17 protein-coding genes are annotated in these 17,925 nt (G+C 72.4%); 11 read left to right on the forward strand and 6 right to left on the reverse strand.

Annotated features, from left to right (window positions below):
- Positions 1-105 precede the first annotated feature (105 nt).
- Complete coding sequence (locus ACIBO8_RS06995) at positions 106-303, forward strand: hypothetical protein (protein ID WP_106126848.1); 198 nt, start codon at positions 106-108, stop codon at positions 301-303.
- A complete protein-coding gene (locus ACIBO8_RS07000; RefSeq protein ID WP_396114194.1) occupies positions 300-1,118 on the forward strand; it encodes a site-2 protease family protein in 819 nt (272 codons plus the stop codon). The genes ACIBO8_RS06995 and ACIBO8_RS07000 overlap by 4 nt, the downstream gene beginning before the upstream one ends.
- 36 nt (positions 1,119-1,154) lie before the next feature.
- Here the strand turns inward: ACIBO8_RS07000 and ACIBO8_RS07005 are convergent, their stop codons facing one another.
- Both ACIBO8_RS07005 and ACIBO8_RS07010 read right to left on the reverse strand, forming a co-directional pair.
- Positions 1,155-2,153: an aldo/keto reductase family protein gene (locus tag ACIBO8_RS07005; RefSeq protein WP_396114195.1), complete on the reverse strand. Its 999-nt coding sequence runs from the start codon at positions 2,151-2,153 to the stop codon at positions 1,155-1,157.
- 21 nt (positions 2,154-2,174) lie between these two features.
- Positions 2,175-4,340 carry a WG repeat-containing protein gene (locus ACIBO8_RS07010; RefSeq protein ID WP_396114196.1) on the reverse strand — a complete coding sequence of 722 codons (2,166 nt, stop codon included), beginning with the start codon at positions 4,338-4,340 and terminating at the stop codon, positions 2,175-2,177.
- Between ACIBO8_RS07010 and ACIBO8_RS07015 the strand changes: the two genes are divergently transcribed.
- The 4 genes from ACIBO8_RS07015 to ACIBO8_RS07030 all read left to right on the forward strand — a co-directional run bounded on the left by ACIBO8_RS07015 (position 4,330) and on the right by ACIBO8_RS07030 (position 10,010).
- The gene (locus tag ACIBO8_RS07015) at positions 4,330-5,028 is read left to right on the forward strand and encodes a pentapeptide repeat-containing protein (RefSeq protein ID WP_396114197.1); all 699 of its coding nucleotides are present in this window, start codon (positions 4,330-4,332) and stop codon (positions 5,026-5,028) included. The genes ACIBO8_RS07010 and ACIBO8_RS07015 overlap by 11 nt on opposite strands.
- 2,378 nt (positions 5,029-7,406) lie before the next feature.
- Positions 7,407-8,267 (forward strand): ABC transporter permease, encoded by an 861-nt coding sequence (locus ACIBO8_RS07020; RefSeq protein WP_396114198.1) that lies wholly within the window; start codon positions 7,407-7,409, stop codon positions 8,265-8,267.
- Complete coding sequence (locus ACIBO8_RS07025) at positions 8,260-9,060, forward strand: ABC transporter permease (protein WP_396114199.1); 801 nt, start codon at positions 8,260-8,262, stop codon at positions 9,058-9,060. Before ACIBO8_RS07020 ends, ACIBO8_RS07025 begins: the two co-directional genes overlap by 8 nt.
- Positions 9,057-10,010, forward strand: coding sequence for an ATP-binding cassette domain-containing protein (locus tag ACIBO8_RS07030; protein ID WP_396114200.1), 954 nt, complete (start codon positions 9,057-9,059; stop codon positions 10,008-10,010). The genes ACIBO8_RS07025 and ACIBO8_RS07030 overlap by 4 nt, the downstream gene beginning before the upstream one ends.
- Here ACIBO8_RS07030 and ACIBO8_RS07035 read toward each other — a convergent pair.
- Positions 10,007-10,555: a helix-turn-helix domain-containing protein gene (locus ACIBO8_RS07035; protein ID WP_396114201.1), complete on the reverse strand. Its 549-nt coding sequence runs from the start codon at positions 10,553-10,555 to the stop codon at positions 10,007-10,009. The genes ACIBO8_RS07030 and ACIBO8_RS07035 overlap by 4 nt on opposite strands.
- A gap of 66 nt (positions 10,556-10,621) precedes the next feature.
- Between ACIBO8_RS07035 and ACIBO8_RS07040 the strand changes: the two genes are divergently transcribed.
- Positions 10,622-11,329, forward strand: coding sequence for an AzlC family ABC transporter permease (locus tag ACIBO8_RS07040; RefSeq protein ID WP_396114202.1), 708 nt, complete (start codon positions 10,622-10,624; stop codon positions 11,327-11,329).
- The gene (locus ACIBO8_RS07045; protein ID WP_396114203.1) at positions 11,323-11,631 is read left to right on the forward strand and encodes an AzlD domain-containing protein; all 309 of its coding nucleotides are present in this window, start codon (positions 11,323-11,325) and stop codon (positions 11,629-11,631) included. Before ACIBO8_RS07040 ends, ACIBO8_RS07045 begins: the two co-directional genes overlap by 7 nt.
- A gap of 1 nt (position 11,632) precedes the next feature.
- Here ACIBO8_RS07045 and ACIBO8_RS07050 read toward each other — a convergent pair whose 3' ends face one another.
- The 3 genes from ACIBO8_RS07050 to nadA all read right to left on the reverse strand — a co-directional run bounded on the left by ACIBO8_RS07050 (position 11,633) and on the right by nadA (position 15,120).
- The gene (locus ACIBO8_RS07050) at positions 11,633-12,265 is read right to left on the reverse strand and encodes a DUF3043 domain-containing protein (protein ID WP_396114204.1); all 633 of its coding nucleotides are present in this window, start codon (positions 12,263-12,265) and stop codon (positions 11,633-11,635) included.
- Between the two features lie 111 nt (positions 12,266-12,376).
- Complete coding sequence (gene murA, locus ACIBO8_RS07055) at positions 12,377-13,732, reverse strand: UDP-N-acetylglucosamine 1-carboxyvinyltransferase (RefSeq protein WP_396114205.1); 1,356 nt, start codon at positions 13,730-13,732, stop codon at positions 12,377-12,379.
- Between the two features lie 218 nt (positions 13,733-13,950).
- Complete coding sequence (gene nadA, locus ACIBO8_RS07060; RefSeq protein ID WP_396114206.1) at positions 13,951-15,120, reverse strand: quinolinate synthase NadA; 1,170 nt, start codon at positions 15,118-15,120, stop codon at positions 13,951-13,953.
- Between the two features lie 75 nt (positions 15,121-15,195).
- On the opposite strand from nadA, the gene ACIBO8_RS07065 reads away from it, so the two are divergent.
- The 3 genes from ACIBO8_RS07065 (at position 15,196) to ACIBO8_RS07075 (ending at position 17,922) form a co-directional block, all read left to right on the forward strand.
- Positions 15,196-16,308: a glycerate kinase gene (locus ACIBO8_RS07065; RefSeq protein ID WP_396114207.1), complete on the forward strand. Its 1,113-nt coding sequence runs from the start codon at positions 15,196-15,198 to the stop codon at positions 16,306-16,308.
- A 103-nt stretch (positions 16,309-16,411) separates the two neighbouring features.
- Positions 16,412-16,786 (forward strand): iron-sulfur cluster insertion protein ErpA, encoded by a 375-nt coding sequence (gene erpA / locus ACIBO8_RS07070; RefSeq protein WP_396114208.1) that lies wholly within the window; start codon positions 16,412-16,414, stop codon positions 16,784-16,786.
- 158 nt (positions 16,787-16,944) lie between these two features.
- Positions 16,945-17,922, forward strand: a complete 978-nt coding sequence (locus tag ACIBO8_RS07075) for a carbohydrate kinase family protein (RefSeq protein WP_396114209.1) — start codon at positions 16,945-16,947, stop codon at positions 17,920-17,922.
- Positions 17,923-17,925: the final 3 nt, after the last annotated feature.

Genomic DNA, 17,925 nt, shown 5'->3' on the forward strand with positions numbered 1-17,925 from the left:
GCTTCGGCGTGGATCGATCGGTTCGCGCGCGCCCACGCGGGCGGGAGCGCATGAACACCGTAGGGTGGGACGCAAACACAGTCGGACACCGAGGAGGGCGACCGCATGCCGTGGAGTTGGCGGTACGAGGGCGTCGACGGGCAGCCCGTGGCCGGGCCGGCCGAGACGTTCAGCAGCCAGGCAGACGCCGAGTCGTGGATCGGCCAGGCGTGGCGTGAGCTGGCCGCCGCCGGGGTCACCCAGGTCACCCTGGTCGAGGACGACCGGGTCGACTACAAGATGAGTCTGCTGCCGGCCGAGTGAGCAGCTTCCAGGTCAGCCGCGGCACGCCGCGCAGCGCCTTCGTGCCGAGCCCGGTCTTCATCGGCATCCTGGCGCTCGTGGCGGTCAGCGCCTGGATGACGTGGACCGGCTACGGCAACGTCCGGGTCGACGTCTTCCTGCTGGTCATCTCCGGCTGGGTGCTGTCGCTCTGCCTGCACGAGTACGCGCACGCCCTCGTCGCCTACTTCTCGGGCGACCGCGGCGTCGCGGACCGTGGCTACCTGCGGCTGAACCCGCTCAAGTACACCCACCCGCTGCTGTCCATCGTGCTTCCGCTGGTCGCCGTCGTCCTGGGCGGCATCGGCCTGCCGGGCGGCGCGGTCTGGGTGGATCACGCGTACGTGCGCAGCAAGCTGAAGCAATCCCTGATCAGCGCGGCCGGCCCGGCCACCAACGTGCTGTTCGCCCTGCTGCTCGCGGCGCCGTTCGCGCTCGGGGCGGGTGACGACGCGCTGGTCTTCACCGGCGCCGGCGTGACGCTGGGGCCGCACGGCTCCTTCTGGCTCGCGCTGGCGGCGCTCGGGTTCCTGCAGGTCACCGCCAGCCTGCTCAACCTCCTGCCGGTGCCCGGCCTGGACGGCGGCAACACCCTGCGGCCCTGGCTGAATCAGGCGTACCAGCGCGCGTACGACCTGTTCGCGCCGTACGGCTTCATGCTGCTGTTCGTGCTGCTCTGGCAGTCCCGCGTCAACGTGTGGTTCTTCGACGCCGTGGGCTGGCTGGCCTCGCTGATCGGGATGCCGGAGGACCTCGGCCGGCTCGGCATCGAGTACATGCGCTTCTGGAGCACCTGACCGGTCCGGCCGGCCGGAGCCGGCCGGACACCGAGATCAGGGACGGCGGGCCGGGCTGACCGTCTTCGCCGGGTCGCGCTCGGCGATGCCGCCGATCACCTCGTCGATCGCCTTCAGGAGATCCGCGTCGAGGCGCACCCCGGACGCCTTGGCATTGTCGTAGACCTGCTCCGGGCGCGACGCCCCGACGATCGCCGCCGAGACGTTCGGGTTCTGCAGCACCCAGGCGACCGCGAGCTGCGCCATCGACAGCCCGGCCTGGTCGGCGAGCGGCTTGAGCCGCTGCACCGCGCCGAGCACCTCGTCGGTCATCAGGCGCTGGATGAACTGGGCGCCGGACTTCTCGTCGGTGGCCCGCGAGCCCGCCGGGGGCTGCTTGCCCGGTTCGTACTTGCCGGTCAGCACGCCCTGCGCGATCGGCGAGAACACCACCTGGCCGAGGCCCAGCTCCTCGCACGCCGGCACCACCTCGGCCTCGATCACCCGCCACAGCATCGAGTACTGCGGCTGGTTCGACACCAGCTGGATCTTCAGGTCCTGGGCCAGCTCCCAGCCCGCCCGGATCTCCGACGCCGTCCACTCGGACACCCCGATGTAGAGCGCCTTGCCGGAGTGCACGATGTCGGCGAACGCCTGCATCGTCTCCTCGAGCGGCGTCGAGTAGTCGTAGCGGTGAGCCTGGTAGAGGTCCACGTAGTCCAGCTGCAGCCGGCGCAGCGAACCGTTGATCGACTCCATGATGTGCTTGCGGGACAGGCTGCGGTCGTTCGGGCCGGGCCCGGTCGGCCAGAAGACCTTCGTGAAGATCTCCAGCCCCTCCCGCCGCTCACCCTTCAGGGCGCGGCCGAGAACCTCCTCGGCGCGGGTGCCCGCGTACACGTCCGCGGTGTCGAAGGTGGTGATGCCCACGTCGAGCGCGGCCCGCACGCACGCGGCGGCGGCCTCCTCCTCGACCTGGGAACCGTGGGTGATCCAGTTGCCGTACGCGATCTCGCTGATGAGAAGGCCGGAACGGCCGAGGTGACGGAACTCCATGTCCGCGACCCTACCCGCGAGCTACAGAACCGGCCGGGTGTCCGAGAGGAGGCGGTCGATCTCACGCACCACGTCACCGGGCTTCGCGTACGCCACGTCGACGATCGGCTCGCCGTTGCGGTCCAGGGCACCCCAGCGACCCTGGTCGTCCCGGATCACGTACGCCACCGGATGGATGAGCACCTCGGCGTGCACCGGCGGAACGAGCAGCCGGCCCGTACGGTCGACGACCCCGAACCGCCCGGCCGCGTCCACCACCGCGAGCCCCTCCTCGGTGAACCCGTCGACGGCCCCGCCGGCGGTCAGCACCGTGGCCAACCCCCGGTACTTGAGCTGCACCACGACCCGCCCGTGCCGATCGAGGGCACCCCAGCCACCGCGCCGCACGGCCGCCACACCCCGCCGGAACGGCCGCACCTCGTCGAACCCGCCCGGCACGATCACCCGGTTGTGCCAGTCGACGGCGAACCACCCGCCGGCCGGATCCCGCGACACCCACGCCAGCCCGTCCGAGAACGGCATCACCTGCAGGTACGCCGACGAGTCGTCGAGCAGCCGCGCCCCACGCTCGTCGATCAGCTCCCACGCGGTGGCGTCGGGACGGCGGACCCAGGCGGCGCCCTCCTGGAACGGCTGGGCCTCGGCGTACACCTCGCCGATCACCACGTCGCCGTTGCTGTCGGCGTACCCGAGAAGACCGGTGTCATGGTCCCGAGCCGGCTGCGGCGGACGGCTCTGCTGAAGAATCTCCTCCCGCGTCCGCGGATAGGGCCCCCACCCGGTCTCCTGAACCCGCGCCATCACGGCATCGAGCGCCGCCTCCGTGCGAGCCACAAGATCGGGATCCTCGACCCGCCGCAACTCCAGCGCCAGCTCGAAGTGATTGCACGCCTCGAGATACCGCCCCTGCTCATAACAGGACGTCCCGGCGAGCACATGCATCTCGGCCCGCAGCCGCCCGGGCAGCTCGACGGAGTTCGCCTCCTCGTACAGCCGGTCGGCCTCGGCATAATCGCCCCGCCACTGCTGCACATGCGCCAGCCTCGCCTGCACGATGGCGATCCGCCGCAGCTCCCCGGTCGCCTCGGCATGCCGCAACGCCTCCCGGCCGTCGGCGAGGGCCCGGCCGTACTCACCGAGCACCCGGCTCACCACGGCACGCACACTGAGCAGGCGGGCCCGGACGGCGTCGCGCTCGGCGTACTCCAGCTTGTCGGTCAGCCGGTCCCGGACGGCCCGCAGCTGCTCCGGGTCGTCGGCGGTCTCCCGCAGGGTGACCGGATCAACCTTCCACGGGTACGCGGCAAGCACCTGCTCCGGGTCGGCCAGGCGGCGCTCGGGCTCGAGCTCCGGCTCCGGCGGGGGAGCGACGGAGAGGGTGGGCAGCTGCATGCTCGGCGTCCGAACCGCTTTTTCGGTACGCCGTGCAGCGGCTTGCTCCTGCGCGAGTGCCGGGTCGGGCCGGGGCTGGTCGGCGGCCGGTTCCTCGACCTCGGCCCGAGTAGTGGCGGGATCGTCCTCGGCGTCATCGGGTTCGCCGCTCGCCAGTCGCTCCGGTTCGGCGGCCGCTTCCCGCAGTGCGGTTGCGGTGTCGTCCGGACCGGCTGTCGCCTCTTCGGGTTCGGCTGCCGCTTCTTCGGGTTCGGCTGCGATGTCGTCCGAGCCGGCTGCCGCTTCTGCGGGTTCGGCTGCGATGTCGTCCGAGCCGGCTGCCGCTTCCGCGGGTTGGGCCGCGGTGTCGTTCGAGCCGGCGGGTGCATCTAGTTCGGCTGCCGTGTCCTCCGGGACGCCCGCTTCTTCTTCCGGAGCGGCCAGGGTGTCCTCGGCTCCGGCCGGCCTGTCCGTCGCTTCCTCGGCCGCGTCCTCCGTAACAACCGCAGGGTCGACAGCGGCGAGTGGTGCTTCGTCGGCCGGGTCGCCTGCCACCTCCTCGACGGTGTCCTGAGCCGGTTCCGCGGCCTCCGTCCGCCGTTCGACCACCTCGGTCTCGATGGAGGGGGAGAACCAATCGGTCCGCACCGGCACGGCACTCACCGGAGCATCCGCGGCGACGGGCGCACTGACAGGAGCCACCGGCGCAGGAGAGACCGGAACCGAATCGGCCGGCGGCGTGACGGCGCCCAGCCCGCTCATCGAGAGCAGCCAGCCGAGCCCACGCCCCTCCTCGGCCGCGTCTGTGTCGACCACCTCGGCGTCCGCCGGTTGCTGGCCGGCGCCCGATACGCCGTCGGCCACCTCGTCGACGATCTCGGCGTCTACGACCTCATCGCTCGCGCCGTTCCCGGCAATCTCACCGTCGAGCGAAACCTCGCTGCCCACGGTCGGCCCACTGATCGGCGCGCCGACAACCACTTCGGCGACAACCGGCACATCAAAAGGCTCCGCGCTGACCGGCTGTGCGCTGACCGGCTGTGCGCTGACCGGCTGTGCGCTGACCGGCTGTGCGCTGACCGGCTCCGCGCTGACCGGCTCCGCGCTGACCGGCTGTGCACTCACCGGCTCCGCGCTGACCGGCCGTGCACTCACCGGCTCCGCACTCACCGGCTCCGCACTCACCGGCTCCGCACTCACGGGCTCTGCGCTGACCGGCTGTGCACTCACCGGCTCCGCACTCACGGGCTCTGCGCTGATGGGCACAGCGCTGACCGGCGCCGGGCTGACCAGGGCTACGCTGACCGGCTCCGCGCTGATCGGTTCCGTGCTCATGGGCACGGCGCTGACAGGCTCCGGATCGGCGTCTTCAAGCGGGCCGACGGCTTCCACCCCGGGCTCCGGTCCCACCGGAGCAGGCTCGACAACCTCGGCATCGACCGGCGCGGGCACGACTTCGGCCGACCCGAGGGCGGCTCGCAGGTCGTCCGTGTCCGCAGCCTGAGGCTCCTGCACCGGCGCACCGGAGAACGGCTCCACCGGATAGGTCCCCACCGGGATACTCGCTGCGGGAGGGGGTGGCGCCCAAGGGCTCGGGGGCGCGACTACAGGCGGAACCGCCGGCGTGACAGGCGCGGTCGGGCCGACCGCAGGCGACGCTACCGGTGCCGACGCGGCCTCGTGCGTGACGAAAGGCGGACGGAGCGCCTGACGCTCGTCCGGCCTCGGCGCGTGCCGACGCTCGGGCTCGTAAGGATGCGCGGGCGGAGCCGCACGGAAGTGCGCCGGTTCGCCGGCCACCGGACCCCCGACCTGTGGCCCGGGCGGAGCAGGCACCGGACCACCGACCTGCGGTCCCGGCGGAGCCGAGATCGGGCCGCCGACCTGTGACTCGGGCTGAGCCGAAGGTGGGCCGCCGGCCTGCGACTCGGGCTGAGCCCAGGGTGGGCCGCCGGCCTGCGACTCGGGCTGAGCCCAGGGTGGGCCGCCGGCCTGCGACTCGGGCTGAGCCCAGGGTGGGCCGCCGGCCTGGGACTCGGGCTGAGCCCAGGGTGGGCCGCCGGTCTGCGACTCGGGCTGAGCCCAGGGCGGGCCGCCCGCCTGCGGCCCAGGCCGAGCCGGCGGCCGGCTGACGACCGGTGGCGCAGGCTGGGCAGACGTCGGGTGGGCGACCGGTGGCGCAGGCTCGGCAGACGCCGGGCGGATGACCGGTGGCGCAGGCTGGGCAGACGCCGGGTGGACGACCGGTGGCGCGGGCTCGCCGGACGCCGGGCGGATGACCGGCGGCGGAGGCTGCGCGGACATCGGTCGCACGACGGGCTGCGGGGGCTGGGCCGATGCGGGCCGAATGACGGGCGGCGCGGACTCACCGGACATCGGGCGGGCCACGGGCGGCGCGGACCGGGCCGGCATCGGTCGCACGACCGGCTGCGCGGGGTAGCCGGACGTGGGTCGGACGATGGGCGGCACGCTCTGATCCGGCATCGGTCGCACGACGGGCGGTGTCGGCTGCACCGACGTGGGTCGGGCGACCGGCGCCGGCGGCTGCTGAGCGGCCAACGGCGGTGCCCAGGCCGCCGGAGGCGGTGCCGCCTGGGTGTCGTCCGGCCGCACCCAGGAAGCCGGAGGTGCTGAGACCTGCGTGTCGTCCGGCTGCGCCCAGGAAGCCGGAGGCGGCGAACTTTGCCCGGCCGCCGGAGGCGGTGCGGCCTGCGTCCAGGCAGCCGCCGGCGGTGCTGCCTGCGTCCAGGATGCCGGGGACGGTGCTGCCTGCGTCCAGGCTGCCGGGGACGGCGCTGCCTGCGTCCAGGATGCCGGAGGCGCAGAAGCCTGAGTGTCCGCCGCCCGCTCCCAGGCCTCCGCGGCTGCCGCAGCGTGACCGTCCCCCGCCTGGCCCCGAGCCCCCGCCGGCCGGGACCGCGAAGGCTCCTGCCAGGCCGCCGGATTTTGCCCGGCCTGCCGTCGCGCATCCGGCTGAACCCACCCCGGAGCCGGGTGCGGCCCGCGGGGCAGCGACTGGTCGCCCTCGGGCGGGCGGGGATGCTGACCGGCCGGGGGAGAGGTCCGCTGGCCCTGCAGCGGTGCGGGGAACCGAGGATCGGTCGGCGGTTCGTCGCTGTGGCTGCGACGCCCCGGTGGCATGCGGCGTTCGTCCGGTGGCGGGGCCGGGACGGCACGCGGACCCTGCCGGTGGTCCGGCGCGGGATGCTGCGGGTACGGAGCCCGCCCCGGTTGAGGCGGCGGAAGAGTCTGACCCCGAGGATCACCCGCGCGAGGGTCGACCGGCCGCGGCCGGGGCGTGCCGTAGCGCGCCCCCGGGTCCGCGGGAGCGGCGGCCGCTCCCCGCCCGGGCAGGTGGTCCGGCAGCGGCACCGGCCGGTTCCAGGAGGGGCCGGGCTGTGCCGGTGGATCCGACGGTCCGGACCAGGACGGCGGTGGCTGTGGCGGGCGGCCCACCGTGGCGCGTCCCGCGGCGGGGGAGATGGGCCGGGCGGGCGACACGGGACCTGCCGGCGGGCCGGAGGCCTGGGCGATCGCCCGGAAGTCCGCGTCCCAGGAGGCGGCTGCTTCGGCTGCTGCGGCGGCGTCGTAGACCGGGTGGTGGACGGCTCGGCGGCGGCCAGGGTCGCCGGGGTAGCGCTGGCCGGGCTGGGGTTCCCATTCCCAGGTGATCTCGTACACCCAGGCGGGTTCGTCGTCCCAGCCGCCCGCGCCGCGGTGCGAGCTCCAGCCGTTCACCGGGCACCCCGCGGGGTACCGGATACGTGGCTACGCTGCGTCACGACGGCTTTCCACCTTGTCGGAAATTGCTCGGTGGCAGGGCGGCGCACCGGGTACAGTCGCCCGGCTCCAATGCGGGGGTTGTGAGAGGAGATTAACGGCGTGGACGGGCTCGACGCCAGGGTGCCTGTGATCTCTCCCCGCCGTCCGTTCCGGGACTTCGTCACTACGTTCGGTGCGCTTTCATCGTCGGGTTTCCGGAGGTACGCGACCTACCGGCAGGCGACCATAGCCGGATCGTTCACGAACATCGTCTTCGGGTTCCTCCGGTGTTACGTCCTCCTGGCGGTCGCGGCCGGGTCCGTCGCCCACCGGCCGGGCGGCTACGGCCCCGAGCAGCTGGCGTCGTTCGTGTGGCTGGGGCAGGGGTTGCTGACCGTAGTGTCGCTGTGGGGGTGGACCGAGCTCGCCGACCGGATCCGCTCCGGTGACGTGGCCGCCGACCTGCTGCGTCCCGTACCCCCGCTGGTCAGCTATCTCGCCGCCGACCTGGGGCGGGCCGGCCATGCGATGATTTTCCGGTTTCTGCCGCCGCTCGCGGTCGGCATGCTTTTCTTCGATCTGTACGCCCCCAGCCGCTGGTTCACCGTCCCGCTGTCCGCGCTCTCGATCGGGCTGGCCGTGGTCGCCAGCCTGGGGCTGCGTTTCCTGGTGAACGCCACCGCGTACTGGCTGCACGACGCGCGCGGGCCGATCACGCTGTGGACGTTGTCCGCGGGGCTGCTGGCCGGGCTGTACTTCCCGCTGCGCTTCCTGCCGAGCTGGCTCGCCGTCACCCTCTGGGTCGGTACGCCGTTCCCCGGCCTGCTGCAGACCCCGCTGGACGTGCTGGTGGAGCGGGACCCGGCGCCGGTCCAGCTGGGCCTGGTCGGGTTGCAGGCGGTGTGGGCGGCGGTGCTGCTCGCGCTGGCGGCCCTCGTCCAGCGGCGGGCCGAACGGCGGCTGGTGGCGCAGGGTGGGTGAGCTGCGGGCGTACGGGGCGCTCTTCTCGGGGCAGTGGCGGTCGGTGGTGTCGTACCGGGCGTCGTTCGTGGTGGAGCTGGTCACGAACATCTTCGGGACGCTGCTGGACGTGGTCGCCGTGCTGGTGCTGTTCCGGGCGACCCGCCAGGTGGCCGGGTTCACGATCCACCAGGGGCTGCTGATCGTGAGCCTGTCGTCGTGCGGGTTCGCGTGCGCCGACTTCGTGGTGGGCAACATCGACCGGCTGAAGACGTACGTGCGGGCCGGCACGATGGACGCCGTCCTGGTGCGGCCGCTCGGGGCGTTGCCGCAGCTGGTGCTCATGGATCTGCCGGTCCGCAAGGCGATGCGGGTGGTGGTGGCCGGCACGGTGCTCGGCATCGCGCTGCGGGTGAACCACATCGACTGGGATCCGTCGCGGGTGGCGCTGGTCGTGGTCACGCCGCTCGCGGGCGCGGTGTTCTTCGGGTCGATCTTCGTGGTGAGCGCAAGCCTCGCGTTCTGGTGGGTCGAGTCGGGGGAGATCGGCTCGGCGTTCACCTACGGCGGCCGGGATTTCACCGCGTACCCGACGCCGGTCTACGCAGGGTGGTTCCGGGGGGTCTTCGCGTACGCGATGGGTTTCGGTTTCGTGGCCTATCAGCCGGCGCTGACGCTGCTGAGCCGCCCCGATCCGCTCGGCATGCCCGCCTGGGCGGGCTTTCTCTCACCGTTGGTCGCCCTGGTCGCCGCGGGCGCCGCGGCCGTCGTGTGGCGCGCCGGGATCAGGCATTACCGGAGTACGGGCTCATGAGCGTGATCGAGATGCGGGGCCTTCGGAAGGATTTCACCGTACGGGTGCGTCGGGGTCCGTTGCGCCGGGATAAGCGGACGGTGACCGCGGTGGACGGCATCGACCTGGCGATCGACGGCGGCGAGATGGTCGGCTACATCGGCCCGAACGGGGCCGGCAAGTCGACGACGCTGAAGATGCTGACCGGGGTGCTGACCCCGTCGGCGGGCGAGGTGTCGGTGTGCGGGCTGGTCCCGGTGCCGCAGCGCACCCGCCTGGCGCTCACGATCGGCGTGGTGTTCGGGCAGCGTTCGCAGCTGTGGTGGGACCTGCCGCTGCGGGACTCGTTCGCCCTGCTGCGCCACGTCTACCGGGTGCCGGCGGACGCCCACGCGGCCCGCTTGCGGCGCTGCCGGGCGCTGCTGGAGCTGGACGAGTTCCTGGACACGCCGGTGCGGCAGCTGTCGCTGGGGCAGCGGATGCGCGGCGAGCTGACCGCCGCGCTGCTGCACGGCCCGTCGGTGCTGTTCCTGGACGAGCCGACGATCGGCCTGGACGTGGTGAGCAAGCAGGCGGTCCGCTCGTTCCTGGCCGAGCTCGGTGCGACCGGTGCCGTGACACTCGTGCTGACCACGCACGATCTCGCCGACATCGAGCGGCTGTGCCGGCGGCTGGTGGTGATCGACCACGGCCGGGTGGTGCACGACGGGACCATCGAGGCCCTGCACGCCCGGTACGGGTCCCGCCGCCGCCTGGTCGTCGACGTGGACACCCCACTGCCGCCGGGATTCTCCGTGCCGGGCGCCGAGCTGGTGGCGCTGGAGGCCGACGGGCACCGGGCGTCGTTCGACCTGTTGTCCTCGTCCGCCGGGGCGGTGGTCGCCGAGCTGGCGTCCCTGGCGTCCTTGCGGGATCTCTCCCTGGTCGAGCCGGACATCGAGGACGTGGTCGCCCAGCTCTACCGTTCCTAGCGGTGCTCCATCACCAGCACGGCCCAGGTGCCGGGCTCGAGCGCCTCGTAGTGGTGCGGCACGTCGCCGGGGAACGCCACATAGTCGCCGGGCCCCAGCTCGACCCGCTCGTCCGCCGGTCCGGTGCTGAGCCGTCCCGCGGCGACGACGACGTGCTCGACGCTGCCCGGGATGTGCGCCTCGGCCTCGCGGGGCTGCCCGGGTTCCAGCTCCATCACGTACAGGTCCCGGCGGGCGTGGGTGGATCCGGCCGCCAGCAGGCTGGCGGCGAAGTCCGCCTGGTCGGCCCGCAGGCGGGGTTTGTCGCCGGCTCTGATGACGCGTACGGCCGGGGCCGGCGGCTCGACGAGGCGGCTGAACGGCACGCCGAGCGCGACGCCCAGCGACCACAGCGTCTCGATGCTGGGGTTGCCCGTCCCGTTCTCGAGCTGGGACAGGGTGGACTTCGCCAGTCCGGCGCGGCGGGCGAGCTCCGCCAGGGAGATGCCGGCACGCTCCCGCTCCGCGCGCAGCGCTGCGGCGATGGTGGCGAGCGGAGAATCCATGTTCGCTCCGTCGATCGTTTCGTTCGGTTTGACGAACGCAAGCCTGGTCGTTCATTATTTTGAACCATGCGTACGCCACGCCGAACACCGGACCGGGCTCTGCTGCGGGACGCGGCCGCGATCGCCGCGGCGATGGTGGCGGTGGGCGCCTCTTTCGGCGCCATCGCGATCGCGTACGGGCTGCCGACCTGGGTGCCGTTCGTCATGTCGACGGTGGTGTTCGCGGGCGGCGCCCAGTTCCTGGCCGTGGGGCTGATCGCGGCCGGCAACCCGCTGGCGGCGATCGTCGCGGGGCTGCTGCTGAACGCCCGCCACCTGCCGTTCGGCCTGGCCGTCTCGGGGACCGTGGGGAACCGGTGGCGCGACCGGCTGGTCGGCAGTCACCTGATGACCGACGAGGTCGTGGCGTTCACGCTGCGCGAGGAGGATCCGGTCCGTCGCCGGCGCACGTACTGGCTGATCGGCATCACGCTCTTCACGTCGTGGAACGCCGGCACCGCGCTGGGCGTCCTGGTCGGCGGTGCCACCGGCGACCCGGCCGCCCTGGGGCTCGACGCCGCGTTCCCGGCGGGGCTGATCGCCCTGATCCTGCCGTCGTTGCGGGACCGGGCGACGCGCACGGTGGCCCTGACGGGCGCGGTCGTCGCGGTGATCCTGACGCCGGTCCTGCCGGCCGGCCTGCCCGTGCTGAGCGCGCTGCTGGGACTGTTCGCCCTCTTCGTGCCGCGCCGGCGCCGCGAGGAGACCCGGCGACTCGAGGAGGTCTCGTGCTGATCGTGTCCATCGTGGTGCTGGCCGTCGGGACGTACACGATGCGGTTGAGCGGTGTCCTGCTGCGCGACCGGCTGGAACTCTCCGACCGGCTCCAGCGGTTGCTGCCGATGGCCGCCACCACGCTGCTGGCGGCCCTGGCGGCGACCGCCGCGCTGATGGAGGGTCCCGCCCTCGCCGGGGTGGCGCGGCCGGCCGGGGTGGCGGTCGGCGCCCTGCTGGCCTGGCGCCGGGCCCCGTTCGTCCTGGTCGTGCTGGCCGCGGCGGGGACCGCGGCCCTGCTGCGCCTGGCGGGGATGCCCTGACTCAGACCTTGTCGCCGAGCTCGACCTGCGGCTTGGGCACGCGCATGCGGCGGAAGGTCAGGCTGCGCATGATCCCGTACAGGTAGAGGGAGCCCATCCGCTGGGTCGTCTTCGGGAAGCGCTCGGTGACGAGCTTCTTGATCCGGCGTGTGATCAGGATGCTGTCGCCGACGACCGCGACCGCCAGGATCGCCCACAAGAGCTGGGCGCCGATCTGCACCTGCATGGGCATCGCGCCGGTCGAGCCGATGAAGACGATGATGGCGCCGACGAAGAACCAGGTCCCGGCCGTGCGCCGGGAGTCGACGACGTTGCGCACCAGCGCCCGCTCCGGACCCCGGTCGCGGGCCAGCAGGTAGCGCTCGTCGCCCGCCCGCATCCCGGCCGAGGCCTCGGCGCGCTCGGTGCGCTGCCGTTCCCGCATCTGCTTGTAGGCCTCGCGGCGGTTCGCCGGGGCCTGCGCCGCGTCGTGGCGCCGCTGGACGCTCTGCCGCTTCGGGGTCTGGAGCCCGAGCTCCTTCTTCGAGGGCGTGTAGCCCTTCGGCTTCGGCGTGGCCGAGGTGGGCTCAGGGGTCACCTGCTCGACGGCGTCGGAGACGAGATCGGCGGACTTGCGGCGAAACAGCGAGGGCACCCCAGCAGCGTAGCCAAGTGCCGCCGCAAAGCCGAAACCGCGTGGCCGGGAAAGCGAACCGCGCCGCCGACCAGGTTCGATCGGCGGCGCGGTCGGTGTCGCGGTCCGGGCTCAGAGGCGTTCGGTGTGGGCGCCCAGGGCGGCCAGCTTGTTCTCGAAGTCCTCGTAACCCCGGTTGATCAGGTCGACGCCGTACACCCGGGAGGTGCCCTCGGCGGCCAGGGCGGCGATCAGGTGGCTGAAGCCGGCCCGCAGGTCCGGGATGACCAGGTCGGCCGCGTGCAGCTTGCTCGGGCCGGCGATCACGGCCGAGTGCTTGAAGTTGCGGCGGCCGAAGCGGCAGGGGGTGCCACCGAGGCAGTCGCGGTAGACCTGGATCGTCGCGCCCATCGCGTTCAGCGCCTCGGTGTAGCCCAGCCGCTGCTCGTACACCGTCTCGTGCATGATCGACAGGCCCCGGGCCTGGGTCAGCGCGACCACCAGCGGCTGCTGCCAGTCCGTCATGAACCCGGGGTGGACGTCCGTCTCCAGCGCCACGGCCTGCAGCTCGCCGCCCGGGTGCCAGAACTTGATGCCGCCCTCGACACCGGTGACACCGGGCCGTGACACCCGCGCGTCGGTGACCTCGAACTGGCCGCCGATCGAGCGGAAGACGTTGAGGAAGGTCATCATGTCGGCCTGCTGCGCGCCCAGCACCTCGATCTCGCCGCGGGTGGCGAGGGCGGCTGCGGCCCAGCTGGCGGCCTCGATCCGGTCCGGGATCGGCTTGTGGCTGTAGCCGTGCAGCTTCGGTACGCCGAGGATCTCGATGACCCGGTCGGTGTGCACGGTGATGATCGCGCCCATCTTCTGCAGCACGCAGATGAGGTCGATGATCTCCGGCTCGATGGCGGCGTTGCGCAGCTCGGTGACGCCCTCGGCGCGTACGGCGGTGAGCAGCACCTGCTCGGTCGCGCCGACGCTCGGGTACGGCAGCTCGAGCTTGGTGCCGTGCAGCCCGTTCGGGGCGGTGAGATGCATGCCCTCGGGCGTCTTGTCGACGACCGCGCCGAACTGCCGCAGCGCCTGGATGTGGAAGTCGATCGGGCGCGGGCCGATGTGGCAGCCGCCGAGGTCGGGGATGAACGCGTGCCCCAGCCGGTGCAGCAGGGGGCCGCAGAACAGGATCGGGATCCGGGACGAGCCGGCGTGCACGTTGATCTCGTCGCTGCTGGCGCTCTCCACATTCGTGGGGTCCATCACCAGCTCACCGTCGTCGGCGCCGTCGGACACCTTGACGCCGTGCAGGCCGAGCAGGCCGCGGACGACCTCCACGTCGCGGATGCGCGGCACGTCGAAGAGGCGGCTCGGCGTCTCGCCCAGCAGGGCGGCCACCATGGCCTTGGAAACCAGGTTCTTGGCGCCACGGACCCGGATCTGCCCGTGCAGCGGCGCACCGCCGTGTACGGCCAGGACGTCGTCGGTCAACGCAACCTCCAGAGGCGGGCGAGGAGGACCACGCCCGAAGCGAGTGAGGGGTGCTGCGCGGGAGGGGGACCCACGGCAGTCGCCGGGGAAGCATAGCCCTGCGTGACCATTCCAGAAATCATCACAACGCCCAGGGCGGCACGAATTGCTGATGATTAAGCCAACACAAAGGTACGGCGGAGCGCACGGCTCCATGGCAATCACCCAGAGTGATGAATTTAGGGGAGGGCGAGCATCTGGTCGAGGGCGATGCGGGCGTACTTCGCCGTGTCCTCGTCGACCGAGATCTGGTTGGGGACGCGCCCCGCCACAAGCTCCTCCAGCGCCCACACCAGGTGGGGGAGATCGATGCGGTTCATCGTCGAGCAGTAGCAGACCGTCTTGTCCAGGAACATGATCTGCTTGTCCGGGTGCGCCAGCGCCAGCCGGCGGACGAGGTTGAGCTCGGTCCCGACCGCCCAGGCCGATCCGGCCGGCGCGGCCTCCAGGGCCTTGATGATGTATTCCGTCGAGCCGACCTGGTCGGCGGCGCGCACGACCTCGTGCCGGCACTCCGGGTGGACCAGGACCGTGACCCCGGGAACCCGCTCGCGGACCTCGCGGACGCTGTCGAGCGTGAAACGCCCGTGCACCGAGCAGTGGCCGCGCCACAGGATCATCTTGGCGTCGCGCAGCTGCTCGGGAGTGAGGCCGCCGTGCGGCTTGTGCGGGTCGTAGAGCACGCAGTCGTCGAGCGAGAAGCCCATCTCCAGCACCGCCGTGTTGCGGCCGAGGTGCTGGTCGGGCAGGAAGAACACCTTCTGGCCCTGCTCGAAGGCCCAGGTGAGGGCGCGTTTGGCGTTGGACGACGTGCAGACCACCCCGCCGTTGCGGCCGACGAAGCCCTTGATGTCGGCCGAGCTGTTCATGTAGGTGACCGGGACGACGTCCGACGCGATGCCGAGGTCGGTGAAGTGGTCCCATGCCGTCTCGACCTGGCCCAGCACCGCCATGTCGGCCATCGAGCAGCCGGCCGCGAGGTCGGGGAGCACCACCTTCTGGGCGTCGCCGGTGAGGATGTCGGCGCTCTCGGCCATGAAGTGCACGCCGCAGAAGACGATGAACTCGGCGTCGGGGCGCGCGGCGGCCTCGCGGGCCAGCTTGAAGGAGTCGCCGGTGACGTCGGCGAACTGGATGACCTCGTCGCGCTGGTAGTGGTGGCCCAGCACGAAGACCCGGTCACCGAGCGCGGCCTTGGCGGCGGCGGCCCGCGCGACGAGGTCCGGGTCGCTGGGCGCGGGCAGGTCACCGGGGCAGTCGACGCCGCGCTCGCTGGCGGGGTCGGTGCCCTTGCCGAGCAGCAGCAGCGCGAGGGGGGTGTTCGCGGGTTCGGTCCAGGTCGACGTCACGCCGACCATGTTTCCACAACGCCGCCCCCCGTCGGCGGGCCCGAGCGGTGTTGTGGACCACTGTACGTTTCTCTCGTGCGCGTACTGATCTGCCCGGACAAGTTCGCCGGCACGCTGACCGCCTCGGAGGTGGCCGCGGCGCTCGTGGAGGGATGGCGGTCCGTAGCCCCGGAGGACGACTGCGTGCTGCGCCCGCTCTCCGACGGCGGTCCCGGCTTCCTGGAGGTGGTCGGCGCGGCGGTGGACGGCCGGCGGATCCCCGTCGCCACGGTCGACCCGCTCGGCCGCCCGGCCCACGGCGAGGTGCTCCTGGTGGGCACGACCGCCTACGTCGAGAGCGCGCAGGCCTGCGGCCTCCACCTGCTGGCCAGGGACGAGCGGAACCCCAACGCCGCCACCTCGTACGGCCTGGGCCTGCTGCTGGCGGCGGCCGTCGAGGCGGGTGCGGCCGAGGTGGTGGTCGGGCTCGGCGGCTCCGCCGTCAATGACGCCGGCGCAGGGATGCTGGCCGCGCTGGGTGCCGGCCCCGTCGACCAGAGCGGGTACGCGCTCCCGTACGGCGGCTCGGCCCTCGGCGTGGCGGCCCGCCTGGAGGGGCAGCCGCGGTTGCGTCAGGTGCGCCTGGTCGCCGCCACCGATGTCGACAACCCCCTGCTCGGCCTGCACGGCGCCAGCAACGTGTACGGCCCGCAGAAGGGCGCCACCAGGGAGGACGTGCTGCGGCTGGACGCCGCGCTGGAGCACTTCGCCGGCGTCCTGGAGCGGGCGTTCGAGGTCGAGGGCCTGGCGGCGATGCCCGGCGCGGGGGCGGCCGGCGGGATCGGCGCCGCCCTGCTGGCCCTCGGCGCCCGGGTCGTGTCCGGCATCGGCCTGGTCAGCCGCCTGATCGGCCTCGAGGAGCAGCTCGACCGGGCGGATCTGGTGATCACCGGGGAGGGGTCCTTCGACCACCAGTCGCTGCGCGGGAAGGTGGCGGCCGGCATCGCGAACGGCGCCCGCGACCGGGGCCTGCCCTGCGTGGTGGTCGCGGGGCGCAACGAGACCGGTTACCGCGAGGCCGCCAACGCGGGCGTCACGGAGACGTACGCCCTGGTGGAGCACTTCGGCTCGGAGGAACGGGCGCTCGCCGAGCCGGCCCGGGGCCTGCGCGAGGTCGGTGCCCGCCTGGCCGGGCAATGGAGCAGGTGACGGGCGGTGTCGGACATCTCGCCGTACCGAATTGGGAATAGGGCCCGGGAGAGCTAGCGTTGGCCGGTACGGCACATCACCGGACCGGCAGGGAGAACCGCACGTGTCTACTGAAGCGCACACCGAGTCGACCGAGGCCACCACGGCCGCGCCGACCGGCGTCATTTTGACCGATGTCGCGGCGACCAAGGTCAAGGCCCTGATCGAGCAGGAAGGCCGCGACGACCTGCGCCTGCGCATCGCCGTGCAGCCCGGTGGCTGTTCCGGCCTGCGGTACCAGCTGTTCTTCGACGAGCGCTCGCTCGACGGGGACATCGTCAGCGACTTCAACGGCGTCGAGGTCGTCGTCGACCGGATGAGCTCCCCCTACCTGGCGGGCGCCACCATCGACTTCGCCGACCGCATCGACGCGCAGGGCTTCACGATCGACAACCCGAACGCGCAGAACTCCTGCGCCTGCGGCGACTCCTTCCACTAGACGAGCTGGCGCAGCAGTTCCCATGACCTGCTGCGCAAGGCTTCGAGGGCCGTCGACCCGTTCTGGGTGGGCGGCCCTCCGCCGTGACGCGGGGATGTCCGGCGTGCGAACGGCCGGTAGGCTCCGGGGGTAATCGCACCCGACCCCCGAGGGCCGACATGAAGATCGCCGTCACCGGCTCGATCGCCACCGACCATCTGATGCACTTCCCCGGCAAGTTCGCCGAGCAGCTCATCGCCGATCAGCTGCACAAGGTCTCGCTCTCGTTCCTCGTCGACGACCTCGTCGTCCGGCGTGGCGGCGTGGCGTCGAACATCGCGTACGGCATGGGCAAGCTGGGCCTGCGGCCGATCCTGGTCGGCGCGGTCGGCGCCGACTTCGCCGACTACCGCTCGTGGCTCGAGCGGCACGGGGTCGACTGCGACTCGGTGCACGTCAGCGAGGTCGCGCACACCGCACGCTTCGTGTGCACCACCGATGACGACCTCAACCAGATCGCCTCGTTCTACGCGGGCGCGATGGCGGAGGCCCGCAACATCGAGCTGGCACCGGTCGCCGCCCGCGCCGGTGGCCTGGACCTGGTCCTGGTCAGCGCCAACGACCCGGCCGCGATGATCCGTCACTCCCAGGAGTGCCGTGCCCGCGGCTACGCGTTCGCCGCCGACCCGTCGCAGCAGCTCGCCCGCATGGACGGCACCGATGTGATGTCGCTCATCGAGGGCGCGGAGTATCTGCTCACGAACGACTACGAGCGCTCGCTGCTGGAGACCAAGGCCGGCCTGAGCGCCGACCAGGTCCTGCAGCACGTCAAGATCCGGGTCACCACGCTGGGCAAGGACGGCGTGGAGATCACCGGGCGGGGGATCGAACGCATCCACGTGCCGGTCGCCCGCGGCGTGGTGCCGGACGACCCGACCGGCGTCGGCGACGGCTTCCGGGCCGGGTTCTTCTCCGCCCTCAGCTGGGGGATCGGTCTGGAGCGCGCCGCGCAGGTGGGTTCTCTGGTCGCCGCCCTGGTGCTGGAGACCGTCGGCCCGCAGGAGTACGACGTCAAGGCCGACGAGTTCCTCAAGCGGCTCGCCGACTCGTACGGTGACGCGGCGGCCGCCGAGATCCAGCCGCACCTCCCCGCGTAACGC

The organism is Actinoplanes sp. NPDC049681 (assembly GCF_044465265.1).
Taxonomy (GTDB): Bacteria; Actinomycetota; Actinomycetes; order Mycobacteriales; family Micromonosporaceae; genus Actinoplanes.

Excerpts from the sequence above, each read along its gene's own strand:
- ACIBO8_RS07005 (WP_396114195.1), bottom strand. The coding sequence starts at position 2,153 with ATGGAGTTCCGTCACCTCGGCCGTTCCGGCCTTCTCATCAGCGAGATC.
- ACIBO8_RS07075 (WP_396114209.1), top strand. The coding sequence starts at position 16,945 with ATGAAGATCGCCGTCACCGGCTCGATCGCCACCGACCATCTGATGCAC.
- ACIBO8_RS07030 (WP_396114200.1), top strand. The coding sequence starts at position 9,057 with ATGAGCGTGATCGAGATGCGGGGCCTTCGGAAGGATTTCACCGTACGG.
- ACIBO8_RS06995 (WP_106126848.1), top strand. The coding sequence starts at position 106 with ATGCCGTGGAGTTGGCGGTACGAGGGCGTCGACGGGCAGCCCGTGGCC.
- ACIBO8_RS07040 (WP_396114202.1), top strand. The coding sequence starts at position 10,622 with ATGCGTACGCCACGCCGAACACCGGACCGGGCTCTGCTGCGGGACGCG.
- ACIBO8_RS07035 (WP_396114201.1), bottom strand. The coding sequence starts at position 10,555 with ATGGATTCTCCGCTCGCCACCATCGCCGCAGCGCTGCGCGCGGAGCGG.